The sequence below is a fragment of the Methanomassiliicoccales archaeon genome (genome assembly GCA_036504055.1).
GTDB lineage: Archaea > Thermoplasmatota > Thermoplasmata > Methanomassiliicoccales > UBA472 > DASXVU01.
Genome location: DASXVU010000027.1, coordinates 19,475 through 43,963, shown reverse-complemented (window position 1 = coordinate 43,963; position 24,489 = coordinate 19,475). Strand labels below are relative to the sequence as shown.

Annotated in this window: 19 protein-coding genes, 1 tRNA gene and 1 rRNA gene; 11 read left to right on the top strand and 10 right to left on the bottom strand. The window is 55.7% G+C overall.

What is annotated here, in order from left to right; genetic code table 11:
- Positions 1 to 9 precede the first annotated feature (9 nt).
- From rrf to VGK23_05925, 5 genes are all read left to right on the top strand, one after another.
- Positions 10 to 130: ribosomal RNA gene (gene rrf / locus VGK23_05945) — 5S ribosomal RNA — on the top strand.
- Positions 131 to 417: 287 nt separating this feature from the next.
- The gene (locus tag VGK23_05940) at positions 418 to 1,359 is read left to right on the top strand and encodes a zinc ribbon domain-containing protein (protein HEY3420076.1); all 942 of its coding nucleotides are present in this window, start codon (positions 418 to 420) and stop codon (positions 1,357 to 1,359) included.
- A gap of 49 nt (positions 1,360 to 1,408) precedes the next feature.
- Positions 1,409 to 2,185 (top strand): isopentenyl phosphate kinase, encoded by a 777-nt coding sequence (locus VGK23_05935; GenBank protein ID HEY3420075.1) that lies wholly within the window; start codon positions 1,409 to 1,411, stop codon positions 2,183 to 2,185.
- 1 nt (position 2,186) lies between these two features.
- Entirely contained in the window at positions 2,187 to 3,254 is a 1,068-nt protein-coding gene (gene fni, locus VGK23_05930) for a type 2 isopentenyl-diphosphate Delta-isomerase (protein ID HEY3420074.1), read from the top strand.
- Position 3,255: 1 nt separating this feature from the next.
- Positions 3,256 to 4,245 (top strand): polyprenyl synthetase family protein, encoded by a 990-nt coding sequence (locus VGK23_05925; GenBank protein HEY3420073.1) that lies wholly within the window; start codon positions 3,256 to 3,258, stop codon positions 4,243 to 4,245.
- Between the two features lie 34 nt (positions 4,246 to 4,279).
- On the opposite strand, the gene radB is transcribed toward VGK23_05925, so the two are convergent.
- Positions 4,280 to 4,948 (bottom strand): DNA repair and recombination protein RadB, encoded by a 669-nt coding sequence (gene radB / locus VGK23_05920; protein ID HEY3420072.1) that lies wholly within the window; start codon positions 4,946 to 4,948, stop codon positions 4,280 to 4,282.
- 214 nt (positions 4,949 to 5,162) lie between these two features.
- Here radB and VGK23_05915 point away from each other — a divergent pair, with 214 nt between their 5' ends.
- The 4 genes from VGK23_05915 to VGK23_05900 all read left to right on the top strand — a co-directional run bounded on the left by VGK23_05915 (position 5,163) and on the right by VGK23_05900 (position 9,295).
- Positions 5,163 to 7,052 carry an ATP-dependent DNA helicase gene (locus VGK23_05915; GenBank protein ID HEY3420071.1) on the top strand — a complete coding sequence of 630 codons (1,890 nt, stop codon included), beginning with the start codon at positions 5,163 to 5,165 and terminating at the stop codon, positions 7,050 to 7,052.
- A gap of 91 nt (positions 7,053 to 7,143) precedes the next feature.
- The gene (locus VGK23_05910) at positions 7,144 to 7,758 is read left to right on the top strand and encodes a KEOPS complex kinase/ATPase Bud32 (protein HEY3420070.1); all 615 of its coding nucleotides are present in this window, start codon (positions 7,144 to 7,146) and stop codon (positions 7,756 to 7,758) included.
- A complete protein-coding gene (gene rdgB, locus VGK23_05905; GenBank protein ID HEY3420069.1) occupies positions 7,755 to 8,327 on the top strand; it encodes an RdgB/HAM1 family non-canonical purine NTP pyrophosphatase in 573 nt (190 codons plus the stop codon). Before VGK23_05910 ends, rdgB begins: the two co-directional genes overlap by 4 nt.
- Positions 8,324 to 9,295, top strand: coding sequence for an NAD-dependent epimerase/dehydratase family protein (locus VGK23_05900; GenBank protein HEY3420068.1), 972 nt, complete (start codon positions 8,324 to 8,326; stop codon positions 9,293 to 9,295). Before rdgB ends, VGK23_05900 begins: the two co-directional genes overlap by 4 nt.
- On the opposite strand, the gene VGK23_05895 is transcribed toward VGK23_05900, so the two are convergent.
- Positions 9,292 to 10,455 carry a transglutaminase domain-containing protein gene (locus VGK23_05895; GenBank protein ID HEY3420067.1) on the bottom strand — a complete coding sequence of 388 codons (1,164 nt, stop codon included), beginning with the start codon at positions 10,453 to 10,455 and terminating at the stop codon, positions 9,292 to 9,294. The two genes, VGK23_05900 and VGK23_05895, sit on opposite strands and share 4 nt — an antisense overlap.
- A 118-nt stretch (positions 10,456 to 10,573) precedes the next feature.
- Here VGK23_05895 and VGK23_05890 point away from each other — a divergent pair.
- Positions 10,574 to 10,651 (top strand) — tRNA-Pro (locus VGK23_05890).
- Here VGK23_05890 and VGK23_05885 read toward each other — a convergent pair.
- The 6 genes from VGK23_05885 to VGK23_05860 all read right to left on the bottom strand — a co-directional run bounded on the left by VGK23_05885 (position 10,652) and on the right by VGK23_05860 (position 20,533).
- The gene (locus tag VGK23_05885) at positions 10,652 to 11,278 is read right to left on the bottom strand and encodes a site-specific integrase (GenBank protein HEY3420066.1); all 627 of its coding nucleotides are present in this window, start codon (positions 11,276 to 11,278) and stop codon (positions 10,652 to 10,654) included.
- Between the two features lie 160 nt (positions 11,279 to 11,438).
- A complete protein-coding gene (locus tag VGK23_05880; GenBank protein HEY3420065.1) occupies positions 11,439 to 13,259 on the bottom strand; it encodes an FKBP-type peptidyl-prolyl cis-trans isomerase in 1,821 nt (606 codons plus the stop codon).
- A gap of 656 nt (positions 13,260 to 13,915) precedes the next feature.
- Positions 13,916 to 16,843: a fibronectin type III domain-containing protein gene (locus tag VGK23_05875; GenBank protein ID HEY3420064.1), complete on the bottom strand. Its 2,928-nt coding sequence runs from the start codon at positions 16,841 to 16,843 to the stop codon at positions 13,916 to 13,918.
- Positions 16,844 to 17,257: 414 nt separating this feature from the next.
- Positions 17,258 to 18,022: a CDGSH iron-sulfur domain-containing protein gene (locus tag VGK23_05870; protein HEY3420063.1), complete on the bottom strand. Its 765-nt coding sequence runs from the start codon at positions 18,020 to 18,022 to the stop codon at positions 17,258 to 17,260.
- Positions 18,023 to 18,189: 167 nt separating this feature from the next.
- Positions 18,190 to 19,167, bottom strand: a complete 978-nt coding sequence (locus tag VGK23_05865) for a transglutaminase domain-containing protein (GenBank protein HEY3420062.1) — start codon at positions 19,165 to 19,167, stop codon at positions 18,190 to 18,192.
- Position 19,168: 1 nt separating this feature from the next.
- Positions 19,169 to 20,533 (bottom strand): hypothetical protein, encoded by a 1,365-nt coding sequence (locus VGK23_05860; protein ID HEY3420061.1) that lies wholly within the window; start codon positions 20,531 to 20,533, stop codon positions 19,169 to 19,171.
- Positions 20,534 to 20,761: 228 nt separating this feature from the next.
- On the opposite strand from VGK23_05860, the gene VGK23_05855 reads away from it, so the two are divergent.
- The gene (locus tag VGK23_05855; GenBank protein ID HEY3420060.1) at positions 20,762 to 21,511 is read left to right on the top strand and encodes a class I SAM-dependent methyltransferase; all 750 of its coding nucleotides are present in this window, start codon (positions 20,762 to 20,764) and stop codon (positions 21,509 to 21,511) included.
- 4 nt (positions 21,512 to 21,515) lie between these two features.
- Here VGK23_05855 and VGK23_05850 read toward each other — a convergent pair whose 3' ends face one another.
- Complete coding sequence (locus tag VGK23_05850) at positions 21,516 to 22,865, bottom strand: radical SAM protein (protein ID HEY3420059.1); 1,350 nt, start codon at positions 22,863 to 22,865, stop codon at positions 21,516 to 21,518.
- Positions 22,862 to 24,454, bottom strand: coding sequence for a hypothetical protein (locus VGK23_05845; protein ID HEY3420058.1), 1,593 nt, complete (start codon positions 24,452 to 24,454; stop codon positions 22,862 to 22,864). Before VGK23_05845 ends, VGK23_05850 begins: the two co-directional genes overlap by 4 nt.
- Between the last annotated feature and the right edge of the window lie 35 nt (positions 24,455 to 24,489).

Here is a 24,489-nt window from a genome sequence, read left to right as displayed (position 1 = left end):
TAAGAATGGTATGACGGCCAAAGAGGCGGGGATACGCCTGGTCTCATCCGAACCCAGAAGCTAAGCCTGCCGTCGTTCGGCGCTGTACTGTGGTGCGCGAGCCCACGGGAACCTTCGAAAGCTGTCAGCCATTCTTATTTTCATCAGATCCATCGGCTTAGATGATCTCTTATCAAGGAACCAAGGGGCGATAGGGTAGCTTCTATGAATCTGCTCGGCCCGTTTTCATGACCATACGCCAATGTGACCAGACCGACATTCCGGTGCTCTTCGGGGGATGATAATCAGAACGGTAGATTTATGAATCAACTTACAAAGTAAACAACTGAGATTATCAGTAAATCGATCGTAATTTGAAATCATCCAATAGTATAATAAACACCGATACTGGTAGTCGCTCAAAACTAGAAAAGGACGATGCCCGCGATGGATCTGGACCTGACGTTGATCATCATTCTCTTTGTTGTTCTCGGAATAGCTGTCTTCGTGGAGATCAGATACATCAGGGGCAAGAAAGATGACACCATCGAACGTGGCCTGGAGAAGGATGAGGCTTTCAACGCGCTCAACACGACCCAGGCGGTGAGCCGGGCCCTGAAGGACAAGGGCAAGGACACCGGACCGGCCGACATGGAACTGATCCACGCCAGCATGGCATATGATCGGCGTAATTATCTGGAATGCATAGAATCGGTCAAGAGGGCAAAGAAGCTTCTTGATGAGGCACCCACCAAACCGTTCGAGGCCGAGCCTAAGAAGGTTCCGCTGAAGATCGAACCGATAGAGGCCGAGGAAGTTATCCAAGATCATGCCAACATCGGGGAGACGAAGAAGCTACCGCAGAATTACCTGGAATCCAAGTTCATGATAACCGCCGCCGGAGATGATATCGAGAAGAGCCGGTCGGAGGGTAAGGACATTACCGCTTCTGTCTGCCTACTGGACGAGGCGAGAATGGCATTTGATTGTAAGGATTATGATACAGCGTTCAAGAAATCGCTCAAGGCCAAAAAGGCGATCGACGGGTCATCCGAACAGACCGTGACAAAGGTTGTGGAGACAACCCCTCAACCCCTCATGATCAGTGAGCAAATCGTCGAAGGGCCGAAGAATGATGTCCGATGCTCAGAGTGTGGGGTCGTCGCAAAGGATGACGACAACTTCTGCGCCAAATGTGGCACCCCCATCGAAAGGAAAAAAGAGTGCCCTAACTGCGGTGCCGAGGTGTCCGAAGAGGATGTCTTCTGCCGCAAGTGCGGAGCCGAGATAAAGACCGCATACCAGTGCCCCGAATGCGGTGCGGTCGCCACGGACAACGATCCTGTGTGTCCCAAGTGCGGAGCCAGGTTCGAAAAATAGCTGTCAGAACATTTTTTATATCGACGGGTTCATGCTCGAACGGTTCCTAATGATACTGGTCAAGCTCGGGGGCAGCGTAATCACCGACAAGACCACCTACCGCACATTCCGGGAAGGAACGGTCCGCAGGCTAGCCCGGGAGATGATGGCCACCGATGAGGAGAGGATAGTGGTCCACGGCGCCGGTTCTTATGGCCACATCTATGCCAAGGAGTATGCACTTCAATCCGGCCTGCATGAGAGACGCCAGGTCGAAGGTGTCGCCAAGGTCATGCACGACGTCAGGGAGCTGGACAATCTGGTCGTGGGCGCGTTCAACGATGAGGGCATGTGGTCCGCCGCCATCCCGCCCGGTTCCTCCGCAATAATGAAGAACGGGACCCTATCCAAATTGGACCTCTGGCCATTCGAGCGCTTCCTAAAGATCGGCATGACCCCGGTAACCTTTGGGGATGTCGCGCTGGATGACGACAAGGGAGTGAGCATCTGCTCAGGGGACCAGTTGATGATGAGGCTGGCAGAACGGTTCCGACCAAGAAAGGTCATCTTCTGTGCCGACGTGGACGGACTCTACACGGCGGACCCGAACTGTGACCCGAATGCGACCCTCATCGAAAAGGTGGACCGTGACACACTGGCCACAATTCCCCGCACGGAACGCTGCATCGACGTCACCGGCAGCATCTATGCAAAGATCGAATACATGCTCCAGATCGCCAGAAACGCTGGCAAATGTGAGATAATCAATGGGAACGCCGAAGGCAGGCTGGCCGACGTAATGGCCGACCGCAGAGCGGTCTCTTCCCGCATCATTGGAGAGGATTGATTTGAAGCAGATCGAGAAAAGGAAATCGGACCATATCGAGATAGCCTTAGAGGAGCAGGTCTGCTGCGGATATCGGTATTGGGACGATGTCAGGATGACCCACTGCGCATTGCCGGAAGTGGATATGTCCGAGATCGATACCTCATGCAAATTGTTCGGAAAGAAGCTGTCCTTTCCATTGATCGTCACCGCCATCACCGGAGGCTATTCCAAGGCGGAAAGGATCAATAAGAATCTGGCCGAGGCTTGCCAGGAGCTTCAGATCGGAATGGGGGTGGGTTCCGAGAGAGCGGCGGTGGAGAATGGCGCCGATGCCTCGTACACCGTCCTTAAGGATTACGATGTTCCGCTGATGATCGGAAATGTCGGGGCGCCGCAGCTCATCAAGCAGAAGCGAAAAAAGGCATTCACGCTGGACCAGGTCAAACAGGCCATGGATATGATCGATGCCGATGTCATGGCGATCCACCTGAACTTCCTTCAGGAGATCGCGCAGCCCGAGGGAGATACCAACTCCAAGGGATGCCTGGATGCGATCAGGGCGGTGGCAAGGGAAGTGCCCTCGATAGCCAAGGAGACCGGTGCGGGAATATCGCATGAGGTGGCGGTAAGGCTCAAGGGCAGCGGGATAATCGGCATGGACATCTCAGGAGCGGGCGGGACGAGCTTCTCCGCCGTGGAGCGTTTCCGGGCGGAAAGGGCTGGATATGCCCATTGCGCAGCCATTGGGAGATTGTTCTCCGATTGGGGCATACCCGCGCCGGCCTCGGTGCTCGAGGCGAACGTCGGTCTGCCCATCATTGCCAGCGGAGGGATAGAGGACGGACTTCAGGTGGCTAAGGCGCTGGCGCTGGGCGCGAGATGCGGCGGTATAGCCCGCGGGGTGCTCAAGGAGGCCATGATCTCTTCGAAGGCCGTGGAGGACAAGCTGATCCTTATCCGAGAGGAGCTGAGGGCCACAATGTTCTTGACAGGCTCAGCTGATGTGGCATCACTGTCTTCAAAGGATTGCATCGTGACCGGCAAGACCGCCGAGTGGATCACCCAGAAGGACGAGGAGGGGTTATGAAATGGAATTCCCTAAGGAAATGATCACCATCGCAAAGGATGTGGACAAAAGCCTGATGGCCTATCTGGACGTCGGGAAGCATGAGAAGCTGAGGAAGGCCATGAAGCACTACCCGGAGGCGGGCGGAAAGCGGATGCGTCCGGTGATGGCCATCCTTGTCGCCGATGCCGTGGGGAAGCAGGGCAGCAAGGCCATGCCGTTCGGCTGCTCCCTGGAGATAATCCACAACTTCACCCTGGTGCACGATGATGTCATCGATCAGGACCCGGTCAGACGGGGAAGGCCGGCGGTGCACGTGCTGTTCGACATGCCCACCGCCATCATTGCCGGGGACGCGCTTTTCGCCATCGCCTATGAGGTACTGGCCGAGACCGATGTGGGCCTGGAGGACCTTCGCACCATCTTCCATTCCGTCTCCGAGACCGTCTACCTGATCGCCGAAGGCCAACAGATGGACGTGGATTTCGAGGGCACGGACACCGTCAAGATCGACGAGTACGTGGAGATGGTGGAGAAGAAGACCGCCGTCCTGTTCGCCTGTGCCGCCGAGGGCGGGGCGATCATCGGCGGAGGGACCAAGAGGCAGGTCAAGGACATGAAGGAGTACGCCCGGCGGATGGGCATCGGGTTCCAGATGTGGGATGATGTGCTCGGCATCAAGGGCGACACGAAGAAGACCGGAAAGCCGGTAGGCTCCGACATCAGGAACGGCAAGAGAACGCTGATCATCGTCCATGCCATGGAACACCTTAAGGATGGGTCCAAGGACAAGGCGACGCTCCTGGAGGCCCTGGGAAACGAGAGGGCGACGGACGCCCAGGTAAACAAGGCCATCGGGATCCTGGAAAAGACCGGGTCCATCGAATATGCACGGTCGGAGGCTCTGCGCTACGCCAAGGAGGCCAAACAGAAACTGGATTGCCTCAAGCCCAGCCGGGAGAAGGACGTCCTTGCGGCACTCGTGGACTTCGCGGTCGGACGCGACGCCTGAAACCCTTTCCCCAAAACCGATCTTGAGGCCGTGATCAACAGGTGATTCCCCAATCGACCAGGGCGAACTCCCCCGACCTTCCTTCTGCCAGATGACGGTGCTTCATGACGATAGCCCGGCGCCGGCCGGTTCCGATCCGTTCAAGTTTCACGATGGTCTTGGAGTTGTGCATCAGCACGTTTCCCCCCAATGCCTCGGATGTGCCCTTATCGATATCGGTGTACACCTGGGAAGTGATCAGCACGGGCAAGCCTCTCTTCCTGGCGAGCGTCAGCAGTCGTGCGCTCATGCCGGCGATGGACCTTCTCTCGCTCCGCTCCTCCTCCCGGGAGGTGAGCCGGTAGTACATGGTCATGGAATCGATGACGATCAGTCCGAAGTCCGGATTTCCTTCCGCCAGTTTGATGGCCTTGTCCACCATCGTCTCCTGCTCGGGGAACGAATGCACCTCCGAGAACAGAACGTTCCTGGTGACCTCCTCATAATCCTTCCCGGATATCTGGCGCAGCCTTTCCACCGAAACGCCCTCGGAGTCCACATAGATGACCTTCTTGCCCGTCCTGGCCACGTTCCTGGCCATCACCAGGCAAAGGTTCGTCTTCCCGGTACCGGCCTCACCATAGAGCAGGGTGATGCAACTGGTCTCGATGCCCCCGCCAAGCATCGCGTCGAGGGCTCCGCATTCGGTCGGGATATAATCCACGAGGTGTGAACAGCCTCTCAACGTTAAAGTCTTTCCAGAATCCGCTCCGCTGGTGGACCGCATCGAACATCCAGAGGATCGACTGGCCCCATTCGCGCTGTTCATTAGGTATGGATTTGGAAGCCGACCATCATATCTTGGTCGAAGATGCAGCCTTTGGGTAGACTGACTCTAGCAGACGGATATGCATCATCCTGAGGCGCTCAAATGGTACATGACCGAAACCAAGTGCCTTGGGAGCGACACCCATGAAGTCCCGGCCGACCTCTTTCCATACGATATCGTCAGGGAAGGGCAGCGCCAGTTCCTGGAGGACGCCCGATCCTGCATGAAGAACAAGATCAACCTGCTGGCCCACGCCCCTACCGGATTGGGAAAGACGGCGGTGGCCCTGACCGCTTCTCTGGAGACATCCCTGGAGAGCGACGGCTTTGTCTTCTTCCTTACCTCCCGCCAATCCCAACACGCCGCGGCGGTAGAAACGCTCCGCCATATCTGGAAGAGACACCGGGTCAGTGCAGTGGACATGATCTCACGCGAAGACACCTGTCTGTGCCGGAAGAAGGGCGGCGGGGTTCCTTGCCTCTCGTCGGGGGACTGCTACTTCCTGGATGAGGCCAGGATCAACGAGGCGGCTGACAAGCTCTTGGAATACCCGCTCCATGTCCAGGAGGTCATTCGGATGTGCATAAGGGTAGGGGCCTGCCCCCATCATGCGGCGATTAAGGCGCTGACCATGGCGGACATCGCCGTATGCGACTACAACCAGGTGTTCGGCGATGTGAACACCAGCCTGATCGACCGGACCGGAAGGAAGGCAGAGGAGATGATCATGGTGGTCGACGAGGGCCATAACCTGCCGACCAGGATCATGGAGAACCACAGCCACGTCCTGACCCGGGAGATGTTGCAACGGGCCTGCAACAGCACCGGCAACCGCCGGTTCCGTGCCATGTTCGAATCTCTGGAAAGGACCATGGACGACATCTCATCGCTTACGGGAGACCCCTATCTGGACACGATGGCGCTGGACGATGTGCTGATGTCGGAGTTCTCCATTGACTGCGCCCAGGCGGCCGACGAGATGGATCGGTACTTCATCGGCCGCAGCCGCCATTCCGTGGAGGACCTTATCGAATTCCTGGCCAACTGGCATGCTTTCGGGGACTCCACGGTCCGGTACGCGGAACGGCATCCCGCCAGGATCATCACCCGGTTCATCGAGCCTTCTCTTGTGTCGTCCGCGGTCTTCGACCGGGTGCGCTGCTCCCTCCTCATGTCGGGAACGCTTCATCCCCCGGAGATGTTCGCGGACGTGCTGGGCCTGGCGGACCGCTGCGCCTGCCGCCGTTACCCCTCCCCATTTCCTCCAGGCAACCGCCTGGTGATCGGTGTCGAGGGAGTCTCGTCAAAATACGATCTGCGCACGGACGACATGTTCCGCACCATGGCCTCCAAGATCGTGGAGACCTGCGAGGCCACGCCGGGCAACGTGGCCGCGTTCTTTCCCTCCTATGATTTCATGCAGCGGGTCGAGCCGTTCATCCGTGAATCGAACATGGGGAAAAGGATCCTGATGGAAAGGCGGGAGTTCGGGAAGAACGAGAAGGAGGCCATGATCTCCGACCTTAGAAGGGACAGGAACGCACTGCTCATGGCAACGATCGGCGGTTCCTTTGCGGAAGGGGTCAATTTCAATGACAACCTTCTGTCCTCCATCGTGGTGGCGGGTTTCCCATTCTCACCACCTACCATGGAGGGAGAGGTCATGAAGTCCCGCTATGAGAAGAGATACGGCGCAAGGAAAGCGATCTTATACGTATCGACATACCCGGCGGTCTCCCGCGTACTGCAGGCCGCCGGCAGGGCCATCCGCAGCGAGTTCGACCGAGCTGCCATGGTTTTGCTGGATGAGAGGTATCTCATGCCGTCGATGCAAACGGCCTTCCCGGAGGATTTCCACATCGAGAAGGTGAGGGACCTGGGAGCGACCCTGCATCGGTTCCATGCGAATGAGGGCGGGTCGGAGGAAGGGAATCTGCCGACAACGGCCAAGGAGCGGGAGGCTGTCAAGCCGATCGGGGCGGGTGATGCCGGACCCTGAACCGGTTCTCCGGCAAAAAGGACATTATCCTAATGACGACGGCATGACGGCATGCAAAAGGTTATTACATCGAGCACTGGTTTTCTCGGCCGTGGAAGTCATCAGACGTGGCGCGGAGGCCGTGATCGCCCGTGATGTTTGGATGGGGCGGAAGGTCATAATCAAGAGCAGGGTGACCAAGGGCTATCGCCATCCCGATCTGGACGCTTCCATCAAGGTGTCCCGCACCAAGAACGAGGCACGCTTGATCCAGGATGCCAGGAGGAACGGGGTCCCGACCCCGATCATCTATGACATCGACCTGAAGAACGGGAAGATCGTCATGGAGGAGATCGAGGGGGAGAGGGTCAAGGACGTCCTCGATAGTGCCGATGAGGGAACCTGCAGTGAAGTATGCAAGGAGATCGGGAGGCTAGTGGCGTTGCTGCACAAAGCCTCGCTCACCCATGGGGACCTAACCACCTCGAACATGATCCTCCGTGACGGCAAGATATGGTTCATCGACCTTTCCCTTGGCACGCGCAATGCCATGATCGAGGAGATGGGGGTCGACCTGCACCTCCTCCATGAGGCGTTCCAGTCGGCCCATTCCAAGATACTGCCCATGTATGATGTCATTCTCGATTCCTACCACTCCAATTTCGAACGGGGGAACGAGGTTCTGAAAAAGATCAAGGAGATAGAGGACCGGGGGAGATACACATGAGAGAGATGGCCATCGTAACGTCTAACAAAGGCAAGATGCAGGAATTCAAGGCCGGGTTGGAACCTTTGGGCTTCAAGGTGACCCAGCTCGACGTGGAATGCGATGAGATCCAGACCGATACACTGGAGGAAGTGGTGAAGAGCTGCGTGGCCCAGGTCGAGCTCATGGGGAAGACCGACTTCATACTGGACGATTCAGGACTGTTCCTGCACAACTACGATGGTTTTCCCGGAGTCTACTCCTCTTACGCGTTCAAGACCATCGGGTCCAAGGGCATAATCAAGCTCCTGGACAGGGAACCGGAAAGGGGCGCGCACTTCGAGTGCGTGATCGGGTGCAGCATCCAGGACGTGGGCCGCATCTTTGTCAAAGGAGCCTGCCAGGGATGGATCGATTACACCGAGAGGGGGAAGGGCGGATTCGGCTTTGATCCGGTGTTCGTCCCCGACGGTTCGACCAAGACCTTCGCGGAGATGGACATGGACGAGAAGAACAAGATCTCCCACCGGGGCATCGCCATCAATAAGCTGGTCGAGCAGCTCAAATGGAGGATGGGGGACAACAAATGATGCGGCTGGAAGGCCGCAGGATCTTTGTCACGGGTTGCGCCGGTTTCATCGGCAGCCACATGGTCGACGCGCTGTTGCGCAACGGCAATGAGGTGGTCGGCGTCGACAATCTATCCGCCGGCAAGATGGAGTTCCTGACCGAGGCACAACGCTCAGACCGGTTCAGGTTCGTCAAACTGGACCTGCTCAAGAACGATATCGCCCCGGCCATGGAAGGGTGCGATGCGGTATTCCATTTTGCGGCCAACCCAGACGTCCGGCAGGGACCTTCCAACACCCGTACGCATTTCGAACAGAACATCGAAGCCACGTTCCGAGTTCTGGAGGCGATGAAGGAGCTCAAGGTCAAGAACATCGCCTTCCCTTCCACATCGACGATCTACGGCGAGGCCACCCAGATCCCCACCAGGGAGGATTACGGGCCGCTGGTCCCGATCAGTATCTACGGGGCTTCGAAGCTTGCCTGTGAGGCCCTGATATCGTCCTACGCGTACACGTTCGACATGGAAGCGGTCATCTACCGCTTTGCGAACGTCGTCGGTTCCAGGAGCACGCATAACGTCCTCCATGACTTCATCCACAAACTGGAAAAGGATTCCAGCCGGCTGGAGATACTGGGGGTCGAACCGGGCACGAACAAGTCCTACGTCCACGTGTCCGATTGCGTTGACGGCATGCTGACGGGGGCAAAGAAGGCGACGTCCAAGGTCGAGATCTACAACATCGGGTCCGAGGACACATTGGACGTGAAGGGGATCGCGGACTCAGTGGTCAACGGCATGAAGCTGGGAAACGTCAGGTACGATTGGACCGGAGGGGTCCAGGGCGGCCGCGGCTGGATAGGCGATGTGAAATTGATGCGCCTGGACGTGGAGCACCTGAAGTCCAAGGGATGGTCTCCCAGGTTCAATTCAAGCCAGTCCATCCACAAAGCGGTGCTTGAGATCCTCACCTCAAAACATCTTTAAAGTTTTGTCTGGAACGGAAATAGACCGGTGTCCTCGGTCGAACCGGTGGCGTCGACTTGGGACAGCCAGGTGCTTGAATCGAAGGACCAGTTGTGGTTCGCATTGTATAGGACCGGACCGGAAAGGGTTGCCAGTCCTCCGGCATAGGGGAACCCGGTGGGATCGATGACCATCCAATAACCGGTGGTATCGTTAAGGAAATGGACGGGGACATCGGTCTGGTAATGGGAGGATATTGCCTCGGTCACGTTGCCGATGACGCTTGCATCGGATCCAACGAAGACCGTGGCGAACGCATGGCCATCGATTATGTTCACCCGGGCATTTCCCCCCATCTGATCGATCATCGATGCCAACAATATCGCATAATCCTCGCAATCGCCGGTGCGCCAAGACAGGGTCTCGGTCGCCGATTGCCAATAATCATTTGGATCGTTGGTGTAGACGATATGATCACGTACCCAATCGAATGCATCCGCCACTGCTTGGATGCTATAGATGTTGGAATTGTTGGTCAGGATATTGGAGACGATGGTTTGGGTGGCTCCCATGTCGATACGTTTGTTGACCTTGGAATAGTAAACGGGAGTATTGGTGGCCGTTGTATGATCCAGGTAGGTAAGCGGCTTGACTATCTCGGCATACCTATCCTCTGTGATCTTGTAAGCCCCGATGTCGTTCCAGCCTATACCGCCGCTGACCTTTACCTCGGCCTTCAGTTTGATCGAATAGTAGCCGCCGGTGATATTTGCCGGGGCCTTGAAGAACAGCATTCCAAGCGACGCATGCTGGTATCCAGAAATCGTCACGGACACATTACGCCAGGTCTCGATCGAGGTGCCTTTCCAGGACAATCCAACGGCGTAGACATAGACCTGCGTGGATTCATAGTTCATTGCGGTGATGTCAATGACCCCGCCGTATCCAGCATAGATAGGGGTTATGGTCCAATTCAGACCGAGATTGACCGGGGAGTTGCCATTCGACCCGGTGTGATGGACACGTTCGACCGGCGATTCGATGACAATGGTAGGGGCGCGGAGCGAACTGACCTCGAATCCGTTGGGAGTCCGCGGATTCATGAACAGGATGAACGATCCCGCCATGACCAAGGCTATAATGACCACCATCGTGATTGCGATGATAACTAGCCTACGCATCCTTCAAGGGACGGCCAGGCAGCTATATTATTCTTTCAGTTTGTATAACGAGGAGTGCATCCATAGGAACCTGCATCAGCAACCTTTATTGATTAGTTGTGCGTTTAGCGGCTCAAATGGGTTTGTGGGGTAGCTTGGTCCATCCTTCGGGCTTTGGGAGCCTGAGACCCCGATTCAAATTCGGGCAGACCCACCATTATCCATATCCAGGCAAGTGACGATTTTGGTCAATAACGGCCTTTTCGTGCTTTATTGAGCTGGCTATGGGATGCTCTTTCCATGCATCCCGTAGCTGTTTGCCCGCAACTCCCCTCTCCATTGCGAAGTAGCTTTTTTGGGTAGTTGCTACGCTTGCATGCCTCAATTGAGCCGACATTGCAGGCAATCTGCTGAGATCTCCGTTGACGGTGATCGAGGTTAGGGTCGATCGGAAGTCCTTGAGCTTGAACTCGACTCCGGAGATCACTTCTATCTTCTTCTTGATCAGTCTGAAACCGTTTGCGCTGTAAAAGCCCAGTGCATCCCCTCTCTCTCCGAGACTGGGGAAAAGTGGAGTTGCTTGGGTCAGTCCGTGGCTCTTTATCCATTCCTTCCGCTCCCTCAGATATTGCTCAATGAAGGGGATCATATCAGCACGTATGATCTCGACGTCCTGCGGTGATGCCCAGTTACCTTCACCTTTCGGGTGCCTGACATAGAGGGTCATCTTCCTAAGCTTCAGGTCCTCATAATGGGCCAGTCTGAGCTCGGACGGCCGGACCCCGGTGGCGAAACGGATACCAATATTCCTCGGACAGGCATATGAGATCACTGACCCAGTCATCTTCAGTCGGGTCCGTTCGATGGAAACAGTTAAAGATGGGCAGAATACCCAATCGTGTTGGATTGGGGGCAGGCAGAGCCAGAATTAGAGTGCTCTCTGATCTGACCACGGTTTACATCATGGATATGTACAGTGTCCATTCAGACATTGTAAATAATCCTTATTTCCCTCTTCGACGGGCATACATCGCAATTACCACGATGGCGATGATGATTACGGAAACGGCAATCACGACTAACGCCATCGTCGATAGCGTTGACATATTTGTGTCAGCACTAGTCGTTATTGGGCCGATGGTTGAGCCTTGGTTTTGAGCGTTGACGGGGACTTTCATAGTCTGGATGCCTGAGCCGCTTATTGTGAGCTCATGAGTGCCTGGTGATACTGCAAACTCATAACCTCCTGTAATATTTGTCTGAGTGCTTGTACCGTTCTCCAATGTGACGGTTATGCCGGATAGTGGAAGACCATATGCGTTCACGATCGTTCCTTTCAACGTTGTTAGCGTTGTTCCTTTCAACGCTTCACTTCTTGGACCTTCTCCAGCTGAGTTAATGGCACTCACTGAGTAATAATATGTTGAGCCCGGTCTGACTGTTGGGTCGTTATACCCAGTCAAGGCGCAATGCCCTATCAATATCATCGAATCACTACTGTTCCCCCGGTAGATGTTATAGGAAGTAGACAACGATACTCCCCCCCAATTCAGATTCATTGAGGACTTGGACGAAGCAAAGGTTAACCCAGAAGGAGCAGTAGGAATCTTGTTTGGAGTTGAGAACACCTGTTCAGATCGGAGGCCTATTCCATTTGAGTTATGTGCAGCCACAGCAAAATAATAAGTCATACCGTTTGTAAGGTTGGTAACATTCATGAAAAGCCCTTTGGCATTACCAGAAAGGACCGTTCCATTCTGATAGACAACATAATAATCGATGTTGATGTTGCTTCCAGCATCCGTATAAGGCTTGGTCCAATAAAGCAACACATGACTATCGCCTGGTACAGCAATTAGGCCTTGAGGGGAAGTTTCTATCAATCCGAGGATCTTATCCAGGATTATCGTGAAGGTCAGCGTTTTGCCAACGAGCTCGCTGTTAGTGTTCCTCGATGCTGTCCCGGCAGAAATATTCACATTGTCTAGGATAAAAGCCGTGCCCTTCAAATCGACACCGAGGATCCTGCCTGCGTCCAAATCAGTTATATCGTGGACCAGTACGATCTGTCCAGCGAAGGAGATGGACGGGTTGACGCTCGTGACGGTGATGTTCCAGCCGGTTGCTTTCTGGGCAGTGTTGCTGTATATCAAGTAGCTCTGTCCCTGTACCGGCGAGTTCTGTATCCTAACGATGTCGGCGTCCGAGTTGGCCAGCAGCACCTTGACCGGCCACTTGTAGACCGGGTCGGTGACCGTCATCCCAGCCACGGCCGTTACGGAATATTTGGTTATGAACTGGGAGAACGACATGTTCTCATAGACGTTCTTGGTCTCGGTGAGATTGAAGTTGGTGACCTTGCTCAGGACCAGGTTTCCATATGCCTCCGAAGGGGGAATAGTGACCGTCTTGGTCTCTCCGATCTTCATCCCGATCACCGCATTGTTGAATCCGGCGATCAATGAACCCGATCCAACGGTGAACGACAGAGGTGAGTAGGATGAATTCGACCTAAGGACGAAAGATAATGATTTTGGAACTGACGCATCGTTCGCAACGCTCGCGAGCGAAGTGTCGAAGACTCTTCCGTCTGGAAGCTTGCCTACATAATCGACCTTGACCGTGTTCCCATTAACCACGGTATGGTAGCGTTCCGCCACCACTAGATCAAATGTATAACTATAGGTTATTCCGGCTGCGACATATGTCCCGCTTCCAGTCAATTTGTCCCCGTTTTGATAGAGGGTCCATGTTGTGGTGGTTGCAGGGGAAATCCAGCTAATACCGTTGGTCGTTCCCGAGGATGCCGGCGTGTAGCAGTTCAAGGTCAGGGTTGAACCGGACATGGTTCCGCTCACGGTGTTCATGTTCTTCTGCCCAATGGCTGGTTTCTGCCAAGATTCGTATCCAGGATGAAGATAGGAATAGGTAAAGGTGGTGGTAATCGTGCCGTTCACTGTGCTTCCGCTCTGAGATAAAACCAACTCGACATCGGAGTTCGTGTCGATGATATTGCTGGTCTGGATGTAACCATTGCCGGAGATATTGGATGACCAGGAACCAGATACGTCTGCGGCCGATACGTTAGAGGTCGTTAATGTACTCAATAATACCAAGACTGGCAGCACCAAGAGATTGGCCGCGATGAGTCGAGTGGCTATTCGATTGGAGCTGGATCTCATTCTTATCGGACCATTATACAATAAAAGTCATCTTATAATTAATCTCGAAAATATCTTGAATTGATCTGTTTGAACAATTCTACAAAGGACATCCCAATCTCGAAAATCACCCGATTAGATAATCTGGATCATAGTAACTCTTACCATTCTTCCTGTCCTTCTTCATGATCTCCGGCATTTCATCTGGACAGCAAGTCCCTCGGTGCCCCCGTATCATAGAGAAAGGCGCAACGGCCTTGACCGAGGCCCCCCCAAGGAGAGGCCCCCCGGTCTCGGCTATAACTTCTCCATCGTCCTCACTACGCTTTCCGCTTTCTTCTCACTATCAGAACTGCCGCGACGATCGCCGCCAGCAGAAGTGCCAGGACCACTGAGACCAAGGCAGTGTTGTCGTCCCCAGATGCAGAGCCCGCCGCTATGGGCGAAATATTGTGGACTGGGGTCTGCCCCCCAACACCGCCTGAGTTATGGGCTGCCACTGCAAAGGAATAGTTCTCCCCGCTGGTCAATCCCTGGATGGTCGTGAAGTTGGTGGTCGGATGAGCCACATCGACGCCGTTCTGGTAAACGATGTAATAATCGACTGCCCCTCCTGATGGAGCCGTCCATGACAACTTAACCGTTCCTGTACCGGCCATGGTGATCAGATTGGTCGGCACTCCTGGTACGGCGACATCCACATCAGGCGTCGCTGTTACCGCAGATGTCTGTGCCCCGGTTCCGGCTGAGTTATGGGCCGCCACGGTAAAGGTATAGGACTGCCCATTCGTTAGGCCGTTAACAGTTGTCGATGTTGTTGTGTAGTGCTCTGACCTGACGATCCCGTTGACATAGACAACATAATAATCTATGACCGCTCCCCCATCGCTAGTTGGCGCGGACCATGAAATGGATACCTGGGAATTACCCGAGGTCACGGTCAACCCAGTTGGGACACCGGGGGTCTGGAGCGGGATCGCCGAAACACCAGATGTCTGAGGGCCCACACCAATGGAGTTGTGGGCCGCCACGGTAAAGGCATAGGACTGCCCGTTGGTCAGCCCAGTAACCGTTATTGAGCTTGTGGCAGAATGGGCAACATCGAACCCGTCCTGGAAGACTATGTAGTAATCGATCGATGCGCCCCCATTGCTGGTCGGCGCTGCCCATGAGATGGAAACCTCAGCGTTTCCTGGAATGATGGAAAGACCGGTTGGAACACCAGGAGCGGCCGGGGCAGTAGAGGGCGTGGCCGTCACTGCTGATGACTGTAGACCAGTACCAACGGAGTTGTGTGCAGCAACGGTGTAACTGTAGACCTGTCCATTGGTGAGCCCTGTGATCATATAGATAGCACCCGTCGGGTGTTGAACATCAACCCCGTCCTGATAGATGATGTAATAATCTATGGCCGCTCCCCCATCGCTTGCTGGTGCGGTCCAGGACAGAGATACCTGAGAGTTGCCTGTAGTGGCGGTCAGTCCGGTAGGGGTGCCTGGAACAGTTGAGGCTGTAGCAGGAGTTGCCGAGACGCCGGAGGTCTGCGATCCATTTCCGGCTGAGTTGTGCGCCGCAACGGTGAAACTGTACGACTGGCCGTTGGTCAGACCGGTGATGGTAACGGAGGTGGTTGTGTAATGGTCCGGGCCGGCGGTCCCGTCAACATAGACCAGATAATACTCGATCGCCGCCCCTCCATCGCTTGCTGGTGCGGTCCAGGATAGTGACACCTGTGTGCTGCCCGGAACGGCGGTTGGTACACCTGGCGTTCCCGGGATAGTGAAGGGAATGGCTGTTGCTGGACCGCTTTGAGATCCGTTTCCGGCTGAGTTGTGCGCCGCCACGGTGAAACTGTACGACTGGCCGTTGGTCAGACCGGTGATGGTCGCGGAGGTGGTCGTGTAATGGTCCGGACCGGCGGTCCCGTCAACATAGACCAGATAATACTCGATAGCCGCCCCTCCATCGCTTGCTGGGACGGTCCAGGATAGTGACACCTGACCATCGGTGGGCGTTGCGGTCAAAGATGTTGGAGCGTCCGGGACTGCCAGTGGCGTTACGATCGCCAGCGACGACTGGGCTCCTAGCCCTGCAATGTTATGCGCTGCGATCGCATAGGAATACGTGACACCGTCGGTGAGCCCCATATCGGTGAAGCTGGTCGTTGTCGAATGATTGACATCCGTCCCGCCACGATAGACGATGTAATAGTCGATCGCCGCTCCGCCGTTGCCCGGCGCATTCCATATGAGACTTGCCTGTCCATTGCCGGCGGTGGCGGTCAGACCGGTCGGAGCACCTGGAACGGTAATTGAATTGTGGATGTTGACGAGGGGGTAGTTATCCAGACTGCTGCCCTCGCCGATCGGATATGGGTTATCAACTATGCCGTCACCGTTGACGTCCGGTGTCGTCCAGTCGCTCCAATAATTGCCGTACGATCCAGTGTTCCAATGGTTTCCGATACCTGTATCAGCCGCTTGCGGATGCAATGCATTGTACACCGACGACGATCCATTGTTATCGATAATGTCGTTGCCATAGACTTCGTTATGATGTGCGTTGGCAAGATGGATGCCGTGCCCTCTGTTGTTCTTGAAAACGTTATTCGATATGATGTTGTAATCTGAGTAATTGAGCACGTATAGACCATTGTCACCACTGGAGTAACAGGTGTTGTTAGAGAATATATTCCTACTAGAGGCGCCGGCCAGCATTACGGCGCATGCCGCGGTCGCTCTGCACGTGTTGTTCTCCATGATGTTATCGCTCGAGGCGACCGTGTAGATGCCGTGAGCCCCCACTATGCAGACGTTATTGGTCAAGGTATTGTTCCCGGAGTAGTCCAGCCAGATACCATAGCGGACGTTGTCGCTACAATTGCTGTTGGTCACGGTTATGTGACTCGATCTCGATATCTCGACCCCATACGAGTTACCATGCAAGTAGCAGTTGCTGATGACCAGGTAGTCGGTTATGTTATAGACATTGATGCATGCTCCGCCCGTGCCGGTTATGTCGTACCCGTTGATGACGAACGGATCGGTCACTGTTCCCGATCCAGTGATAGTGCCTGACGATTTAAGGGTCAAAAGGTCGCCGTGGCTGGTAATTGAGATCGGCCCATGCGAAGAATAGGTCGGTCCGCTCGCCTGCACATCACCGATCGTTCCGACCGAAGCGAAGATCGAAACGATCAATGAAAATGTAACTAAAATCAGAAGTCCCTTGCCAGTTGCTGTCTTCATGTCCCCTACCACCATTGTTCAATACGGTTATTGAATTGTGGGAGGGATTTCGATATATTAAGGTTAGCGATTGTTACAGAAATCCGGTAGAAGGAACAAATACCATCGCGAACCCGATGAGGTCCATTTGTCCCCGTACGGCAAATGAGACGCCCGGCTCTCGAGAAAGGACTTCTTGAGCTGGTTCAATTTTCGAGGACATCGTTCCGATCCAATGATCTCATATAGCCAGGTAATTCATTCTCATTCGTGAGATTGATATCCGTGTCGGAAGGCAGATTAGGTGTGTGCGGCAATAGATGATTACACGACCGGCCCTGAGACTTTCCCCCTAAGATTGTCCCATTCCTTCACACCCTGGCCGGCGTGTCATATTCATCAATCTCTATCTTGAACGTTATGTTGTTCCTGAGATCAGGACTTCGGTTCCGCGGATCTGGGCTTCACCGGTCTGGAACTGCTGATGGCATCATCCCCATCCTTGAATCCCTCCCCGATATGGGTCCCGTCGCAGAAAGGCTTGTTCTCTGAATGCCCGCAACGGCAGAGGGTGACACGGTTCCTAACTTCATACTGGGTGTTGTCTGCCGAGATGATCGGGATCCCGCCCTTGACCCAAAGGGGGCCGCTTACCCGACGGTAAGGATCCTCCGTCAGGGTGATCTCCTTCGGCAAGGCGGGTTCGATGTCCTTCCCGTCTTTGCATCGTGCCACCAGGCGTCCCGTCGGGCACTGGCCTGTTATCTCGACCACAAGGTCCTTTGCATTCGGGTCCCCGTTCTTCTCCACCAGGTCCCAGACCCCACCGGCCCGATGGCAGAATTGCTGTCCTGCGCAGAGGTCACGATTGTCGTTCATGTCGATCTCGGGACCTTCGATCAGGCCGGCGTTCGATATATAGGGATCCCGGCTGGCCTCTTCCGTCCCGTCAAACTTGATCTTGGCGTGGGTACCGTCACAGAAAGGCTTGGTGGACGATCCGCCGCATCGACATAAAGCGTGGGTCTCGGTGACTGGGTATTTCGACCCTCTCTTCCATTCCTTCGGGACGCCGTCCTTGTCCCTTACTATGTACTCCTTGGCAAGTGGCACCCATCCATTCACGATATACGGCCCATCCTTGACGATACTGATCTTCCTGGATGGCCTATCGGATCCTTCGCCTTCGTTCTCGTTCATCAGGCGCCCTATTGAGTCGGGGAGAGTCAAATAATTATCGATTGTTACATAGTGAAAAACTTCAATAGTTGATGGATCACCAGTGGTGACTATCGCTCGAACCATCAGCGATATTGTCAGAAGTGTCCTAATTCGATCAGGCTACCCTGATCATCGAGAACGAGCACTTAGTCGTCGAACACTATCTGTTTCTTAAGCTCGAGCATGACCTTGGGGCACTTGAACCCCTGTCTCGAACGGGCGATCCTGTCATAAGCGTCGACCCCGCCGGCTGATTCGATGATCCTGCGGCCCAGCTCTTTCTGTTTCTTGATGCTTATGTTGACCCGCTCCATAGATCCCGGTGAAACGATATGGAGGACCTCGAGCGATGCCGCGAACCCGTAGGGTATCGATTCCATGCGCATGATCGTGCCGGGCACGGCATTGTACCAGCTGCCGATGGAATCCTCTCCCAGCTTGTTGATCGCCGTACCGGCTGCCGCCTGCCATTCCGCCTCGGGAGTGACGTTGGCCACCAGCCATTCGCCGTCCACGAAGACCTCCCCTTCGCCCTCCAGGACGAAATACCCCAAGGTATCATACCATCTTTTGATGAACGGGTCGGGCTGGATGACCACATCATACCATGATGGGATCATCTTCATCGAGAATATCTTGTACCTGGCCTTGATTCCGGCACAACGGCAGAGGGCGATGTAGGCGCTGATGAGATGGAAGCAGGTCCCGGTCCCGCGCCCCAGCGTGTCCGCGACCGGGTTCATCGGACGCTCATCCAGCATCAAATTCTCTTTGACAAAATGGAATGCCCGCTCGGCGAACTCGCGGTCGGACACCTGGAACGCCCCGAGCTCGTTGGCCATGGCGATGACCAGAGGGTCATGGGAATCGCAGTGCAGGGTCGGTCTCAGGTACTTCTCGTCCTTATCGCAGTACCTCATTCCTTCCCTGTAGACCGGGATGGAGTACTGCAGTTTCGGCAGGACGTAGCGCTCCGCATCATCTGGAATGACCCGGGTGCGCTTCAGCTCCCTCATGTTCAGAAGGATGATCCTTGAGATCGATATTCCACCGCGGACCATCTGGCTGAAGAAGGTCCGCTGCGGCACGTAGCCCATTTCCTTCATCCTCCTGAGACCAGCCATCTCATCCCCCCATGTCCGCGGACATGACCTTCCTTACCTCTTCGGCGCATCCGCGCGTCTCCTTGCCGGCGGCGCGGGTCACACCAGGCTCAAGGACCGGGCCCGGCCTTCCGCAAACTGGGCAGCGCTCCAGCATCTTGACCCGGTCCCCGGTGATTATGAAGGCGGGATAGCTGTACATGGAACCGTCCAGGAATGCGAACCTTCCGGATTCACCATATCCGAGCGGGCTGAAATTGTCATCCAGAACCATCGGGTGGATGTAGGTCGTGGGTATGTGGAGATGGTGGCCCTCCGGACACTGCACCATCCAGCCATTGCCTTCCACCATTCCGTACATGTCCACCACGTTCTCTGGCGGAATGCCGAGATAGTCTTGGATGTCCTTGCGGAACTCCGTTTCCGGAATACGTTTCAGCTCCTGCACCTTCCAGCCCCCTCCGGTCAGCACGAGGCCTCGGCTACCGATATCGAACCTGCGGCCCTCCTCCTTGAGGCGCTGGATGACCGAGTATAGAATGAAAGGTGCTCCGCAGAACGCCATCTCCTCCTTCGACCTCTCCCGGTGTTCGATCCAGGTGATGATATCGCCGACGGCCTTCTTCTGGGCACGGCTGGACATCTTCTTGACCAGTCGGGACTTCAGGCTCTTGTCGTCGCTCATGGTCAGTTTGATCAGTTCGGTGTCGATGACCCGGTCCACCGCACACTCTACATCCTTCATGATGTCATAATAGATGGTCCCCAAACGTCCGGCGAACAGATTGGTCTTGAAGGGGTTGGGAAGCAGGAGATATCCATACATTCCTGGGTTCCAACGGGGATAGAACATGGAAATGACGCTCTTGGCCATGGCATACTCGTTGATGTTGAAGCTCCTGCGGTCACGGGGAACAAAGGTATGCCGCCCGCCCGTTCCGCTGCTGTAAGTGGTGACCAGTCCGGACTCGTTGAAGGCCTCGATGACCTGGTCATAGGTCGGCTCTTTGCCGCTGATCTTCACCTGCGGCAACTCACCGGTATAGATATTGCCCAACCAGGTGGCGAAATCCCGACCTTCCGGATGCGATTTGAAGAACTCGCTCTGGATCAGAGGGACCTTGGACAGGTCGGTCAGCGATCTGATGTCCAGGGGCGATATCCCGGCGTCCTGGCAGAACCCACGGTACATCGGGTTCTCCGCATAATGACGGGTGAATTGATACTTGACCGCATCGAACCTCAGGGCATCTGCCTCTTCTGTGGGGACGCGGAACAGATCCGTTGGTCCGTAGACCGCCTTATCTGCGGGAGTCCACTCCGAGCCAGTAGGCCGGTACTTCTGGACCCTTTCCTCGAAAGAGTTTACATATTCGGTGTAACCCATCGGGCTTGAATGCCGCCCTTGCTATAAAGATATCTGGAGATGAACTACCGTTTAAGCAGTACATGACATGTTTGTCCTGACAGATAGAGACCGGTTCATGGAACCGGATGCCGATTGAAATTCTGACGAAGATATATGTTCAGACCCGGTGGATAGAGAGTCCATATTTGAACGACGGGATGACGAACCAAGGAGAGGAGATTTATCCCGACCAGGCGATCAGGATACGTGAGCGGGAGAGGCGTCACCTCGGAAGAACAGCTGCGCAGGCAGCTGGGATGGCTAAGCGATTCTTGGCTGTGGCTGATTCGTAGCAAGGTCCTACCGGAATCGGACCCGGCCGGCATAAGGCCTACTGCCTTGGATGTTGGGTGCGGCCCCGGATTGGTCATGGAGCTGTTCTCCCCCCTGTTCGACGTGAAGGGATTGGATCAGGACTCGCAGATGGTGCGAACGGCCAGAGAAAATGGATTCGAGGCCCTCCAGGCCAGCGCCATGAGCTTGCCTTTCGATGATGGCAGCTTCGATGTGGTGTATTGTTCATTCACACTGCTTTGGGTGGATGACCCTCAGAGGGCCGTTCAGGAAATGGCACGTGTGGCAAGGAGGCACGTGGTATGCCTGGCCGAACCTGACTATGGGGGAAGGATCGTAGTTCCAAAGGAGGTTGCCGACCTCGACCAGTACCTGGTCAGGTCGATGATGGACGAAGGGGCAGACCCTTACATAGGAAGGAGGCTGGGAGCGCTTATGGAGAATGCCGGCCTTCGCGCGGATGTTGGGGTCCATTCCGGAACATGGACCGTCGGTCGCCTGAGGAACGAGGCCGCCTCGGAATGGGATTCCATCGAGGATGCGGCACGGCCGATGATCGGCCGAAAGGCCTTGGACAGGGCGAGGAAGGCCTGGAATGATGCGACGTCGGACGGTTCACTGCTCTTCTACAATCCGGTCTTCTATGCCATAGGTAACAAATGACCGGTCACATGCTCGAATGCCGGTCCAGGCAGATGTAATCCCCAGCCTTCCGGGAGAGGGGGCAACCGCCCCCGCAGACGTCTTTCATTCCGCATTCCAGGCATTCCCCGTCTAGATACTTCCTTTCCCTGATCCTCTTGCAGAGGTCGTGGCCCCATATCTTGTCCCACGGGTCGGTCAGGATGTTACCCAGCGGCTCATAGTAGCTCTGGCAAGGCAGGACCGTCCCGTCCGGTTCGATCGCCATGTTGAGGGAGCAGGCGGTGCATTGCTTGATCCCCAGCCCGTAGTTCACCGGGTTGAACTCGTGATATGGCGTGGGAGTGTACCAGATCAGCTTCACCTGGGCCGCGGCGGCGATCTCCTTGAGCTTGACCAGGGCCGATGCCAGTTCCGCATAGGTTATGCCTTCGGTGCCTACCCCTTTGCCAGAACGGATGATGCCGTTGAAGGCGATGTTCCTGACGCCCAGGGAGATGAGGGAACGCATGGTATCCTCCAGATCGTCCAGATTGGAGCGCATGATGGTGGTGTTCGTGCTCACGTACATCTGCTCCAGGAGAGCTGTCCTTAACCCCTCCACGGTCTCCTTCCACGCTCCGGCCTCTCCCACCAAACGGTCATGAAGCTCCTCGCGTGACGATAGCACGGTTATCTGGACATGGTCCAGCCCTTTCACCACCAGGTCATGAAGATAGCCAGGCTTGGCCAGGTTCCTGCCGTTCGAGACCATGCCGGTGACCTGCCCGTACTTCTCCGAAAGGACGACCAGTTCGGCCAACCCCTCGAACATCGTCGGCTCTCCCCCGGTGAAGACGATGTGGGGGATCCCCAGCCTCCAGGTCTTGTCGATGACCTGCTTCCATTGTTCCACGGTCAGCTCTTTCATCTGTCGGGGTTCGTTGTAGCAATGGTCGCACTTGTTCTGGCACCTATAGGTCAAGGCCAGGTCCATCCGGTACGGGGCCGGGAAGTCGTCCTTGCCGATGGATGGCTTGTCCGGTCCGATCATGCTCAGGATCTCGCCATCCCCTTCCAGGTAGGTAGATAGCTGGGCCTTGATGCCCTTATAATGCTCCAAAGCCTGCGGCTTTCCCAGACCGCGATACCGGCGGCGCATGTACCTGACGACCGCCTTATCGGACCGGCCTTCCAGGATGCATCGCACGTAGTCGACGGCCGTCCCATTCAGGAAGATTATGCTGGCCGCGTCCACCAGCAAGGCCCCCTTGCTCTCCGAGTCCACCCGCAGATGGAACCGATGCTGCTTGAGGTCCCCCCTGCCGTCGTACTTGTACACGCCTGGCTTGAGACCTTTGCCTTCCAGTTCCTGCCATCTCCCCCTTAGGCTCATCGTCCACCTCCGGCACATGCACAGGCACAGGCGCAGGCACATGCGCAGTGACCGCCGCCCGACATCCCGGAGCCGCTGGCGGCGGCGATCGGCACCGGGTTGGTCACGGCGACCACGTCCCGCGAGATGCCGCGCATATCGCTCACCAGGTTGCTGGCCGCCGATCTGACCTGCGAAACATAGCTCGATGCTGCCTGCGCGATGTTGGGTCCGGCGTTTCCCGGCACATTACGGTTTCCCAGCAGGATCGGCAGGATCAGGATCTGGCTGTTCATCCTGCCGGGGTAGTCCCGGTCCAGCATCATCCATTCGTTCTTCTCGTTTAGCAATCGCCCGATGTCCTCCGGCGTTCCCGCTTCCTTGACCTGTTGCCAGGCCTTGTCCGCAATGGATTCATAGTAATGCTTGGTGACCTCCAGATCGAATCCCTTCATCTTGTCCCGGGTCGATTCGATAAGGTGCACCAGAGTGTTCTTCAATGCGGCCCGGCCCACCGTCTGGTCAGGCAGTATCGACTTCAGATAGTCGTTCTCATAGGGATAATCGGCGGTCTCCGCCATCTTCGTAAGCCTCATGGGAGCCTCCTCCGAGGCGATCTGCACCTTTCCTTTCTTGATGAGCCCGAACAGTATCATCGTGGCCACATTCTCAATCGGCCGTTCAAGTATCACTGCCGCCTCCACTGCCGTCAGGTCGCGGCGGGGACCAGCCCCGACCACGTTCATCTTTGGCTCGTAGTAGTCCCCATTCCTCCGCCTGGCCGATGAGATGCTCACGATGATCACGAGCGCGAAGATGAATGCGAAGACCAGTACGGGCGCAAGCAGCCCGATCAGGGCGATGAGATCGCCGAGGGCGTCCGGCGATGAGACCCCGGGCACGAAGTATTTCTCTACATAGACCGCAGGGAACCCTCCTCCGAAATCATACGTTCCGGCTGCCACCGCACCGGGATATGCGTTCGTCCAGGTCCAGGAGGCCACGGTACGGCTGGTGAGATTATCGAAGGTCAGGGAATCCCAGGGATTCGACTGCAGCCAGTAGGCCTGAGTGGCATTGTCGAAGCCGATCGGGAAGATCAAGTGCCCGGTCAGTACGCCAGCAGGTCCGTTCTGGAAGGAGGCATCGAACCAAGTGGGCCGGAAGCTCACTCCCACGGAACCGTTTACCAGGTCGTTCCGGTACACCATGTGTGGATTGTTGACATGAAAATACAGATCGAAGAAGCTGGAGCTTTGGATCAGGCCCTGGAGAGAGCTACCGAACTCCACCGCCATTCCTGGGTTGACGAATGGCGAGACATGTACCTGGGCTGGAGTGTAGTTCGAACCTTGGACGATGACCCAGGCATAGGCTGATGAGCTGTCGTAATATGAGTTCGGGAGACCTATGTCCACGCCATCCAGTGAGCTGGCGCTGTTAAAACGGAAGTGATAGTCGATGTTGACGCTGCCGTCACGCAGAACGGTCACGTTGACGTCCTCGCTGGTGAGCCCGAATGAAGGATTGGCCCCTTCCACTCTACCGAGTGGTGAACTCCCGATGAGCCCGAGAGCGGATAGCATCAAAGAGGCCGAAACAACCAACATCAACAACTTCCGGGTCGATCCAATTCTCAATGGTC

Bases quoted from the DNA above. Each gene is read 5' to 3' on its own strand.
- VGK23_05940 (HEY3420076.1), top strand. From the start codon at position 418: ATGCCCGCGATGGATCTGGACCTGACGTTGATCATCATTCTCTTTGTT.
- VGK23_05935 (HEY3420075.1), top strand. From the start codon at position 1,409: ATGATACTGGTCAAGCTCGGGGGCAGCGTAATCACCGACAAGACCACC.
- VGK23_05925 (HEY3420073.1), top strand. From the start codon at position 3,256: ATGGAATTCCCTAAGGAAATGATCACCATCGCAAAGGATGTGGACAAA.
- VGK23_05915 (HEY3420071.1), top strand. From the start codon at position 5,163: ATGACCGAAACCAAGTGCCTTGGGAGCGACACCCATGAAGTCCCGGCC.
- rdgB (HEY3420069.1), top strand. From the start codon at position 7,755: ATGAGAGAGATGGCCATCGTAACGTCTAACAAAGGCAAGATGCAGGAA.
- VGK23_05900 (HEY3420068.1), top strand. From the start codon at position 8,324: ATGATGCGGCTGGAAGGCCGCAGGATCTTTGTCACGGGTTGCGCCGGT.
- VGK23_05895 (HEY3420067.1), bottom strand. From the start codon at position 10,455: ATGCGTAGGCTAGTTATCATCGCAATCACGATGGTGGTCATTATAGCC.
- VGK23_05885 (HEY3420066.1), bottom strand. From the start codon at position 11,278: ATGACTGGGTCAGTGATCTCATATGCCTGTCCGAGGAATATTGGTATC.
- VGK23_05875 (HEY3420064.1), bottom strand. From the start codon at position 16,843: ATGAAGACAGCAACTGGCAAGGGACTTCTGATTTTAGTTACATTTTCA.
- VGK23_05870 (HEY3420063.1), bottom strand. From the start codon at position 18,022: ATGAACGAGAACGAAGGCGAAGGATCCGATAGGCCATCCAGGAAGATC.
- VGK23_05865 (HEY3420062.1), bottom strand. From the start codon at position 19,167: ATGGCTGGTCTCAGGAGGATGAAGGAAATGGGCTACGTGCCGCAGCGG.
- VGK23_05860 (HEY3420061.1), bottom strand. From the start codon at position 20,533: ATGGGTTACACCGAATATGTAAACTCTTTCGAGGAAAGGGTCCAGAAG.
- VGK23_05850 (HEY3420059.1), bottom strand. From the start codon at position 22,865: ATGAGCCTAAGGGGGAGATGGCAGGAACTGGAAGGCAAAGGTCTCAAG.
- VGK23_05845 (HEY3420058.1), bottom strand. From the start codon at position 24,454: ATGTTGGTTGTTTCGGCCTCTTTGATGCTATCCGCTCTCGGGCTCATC.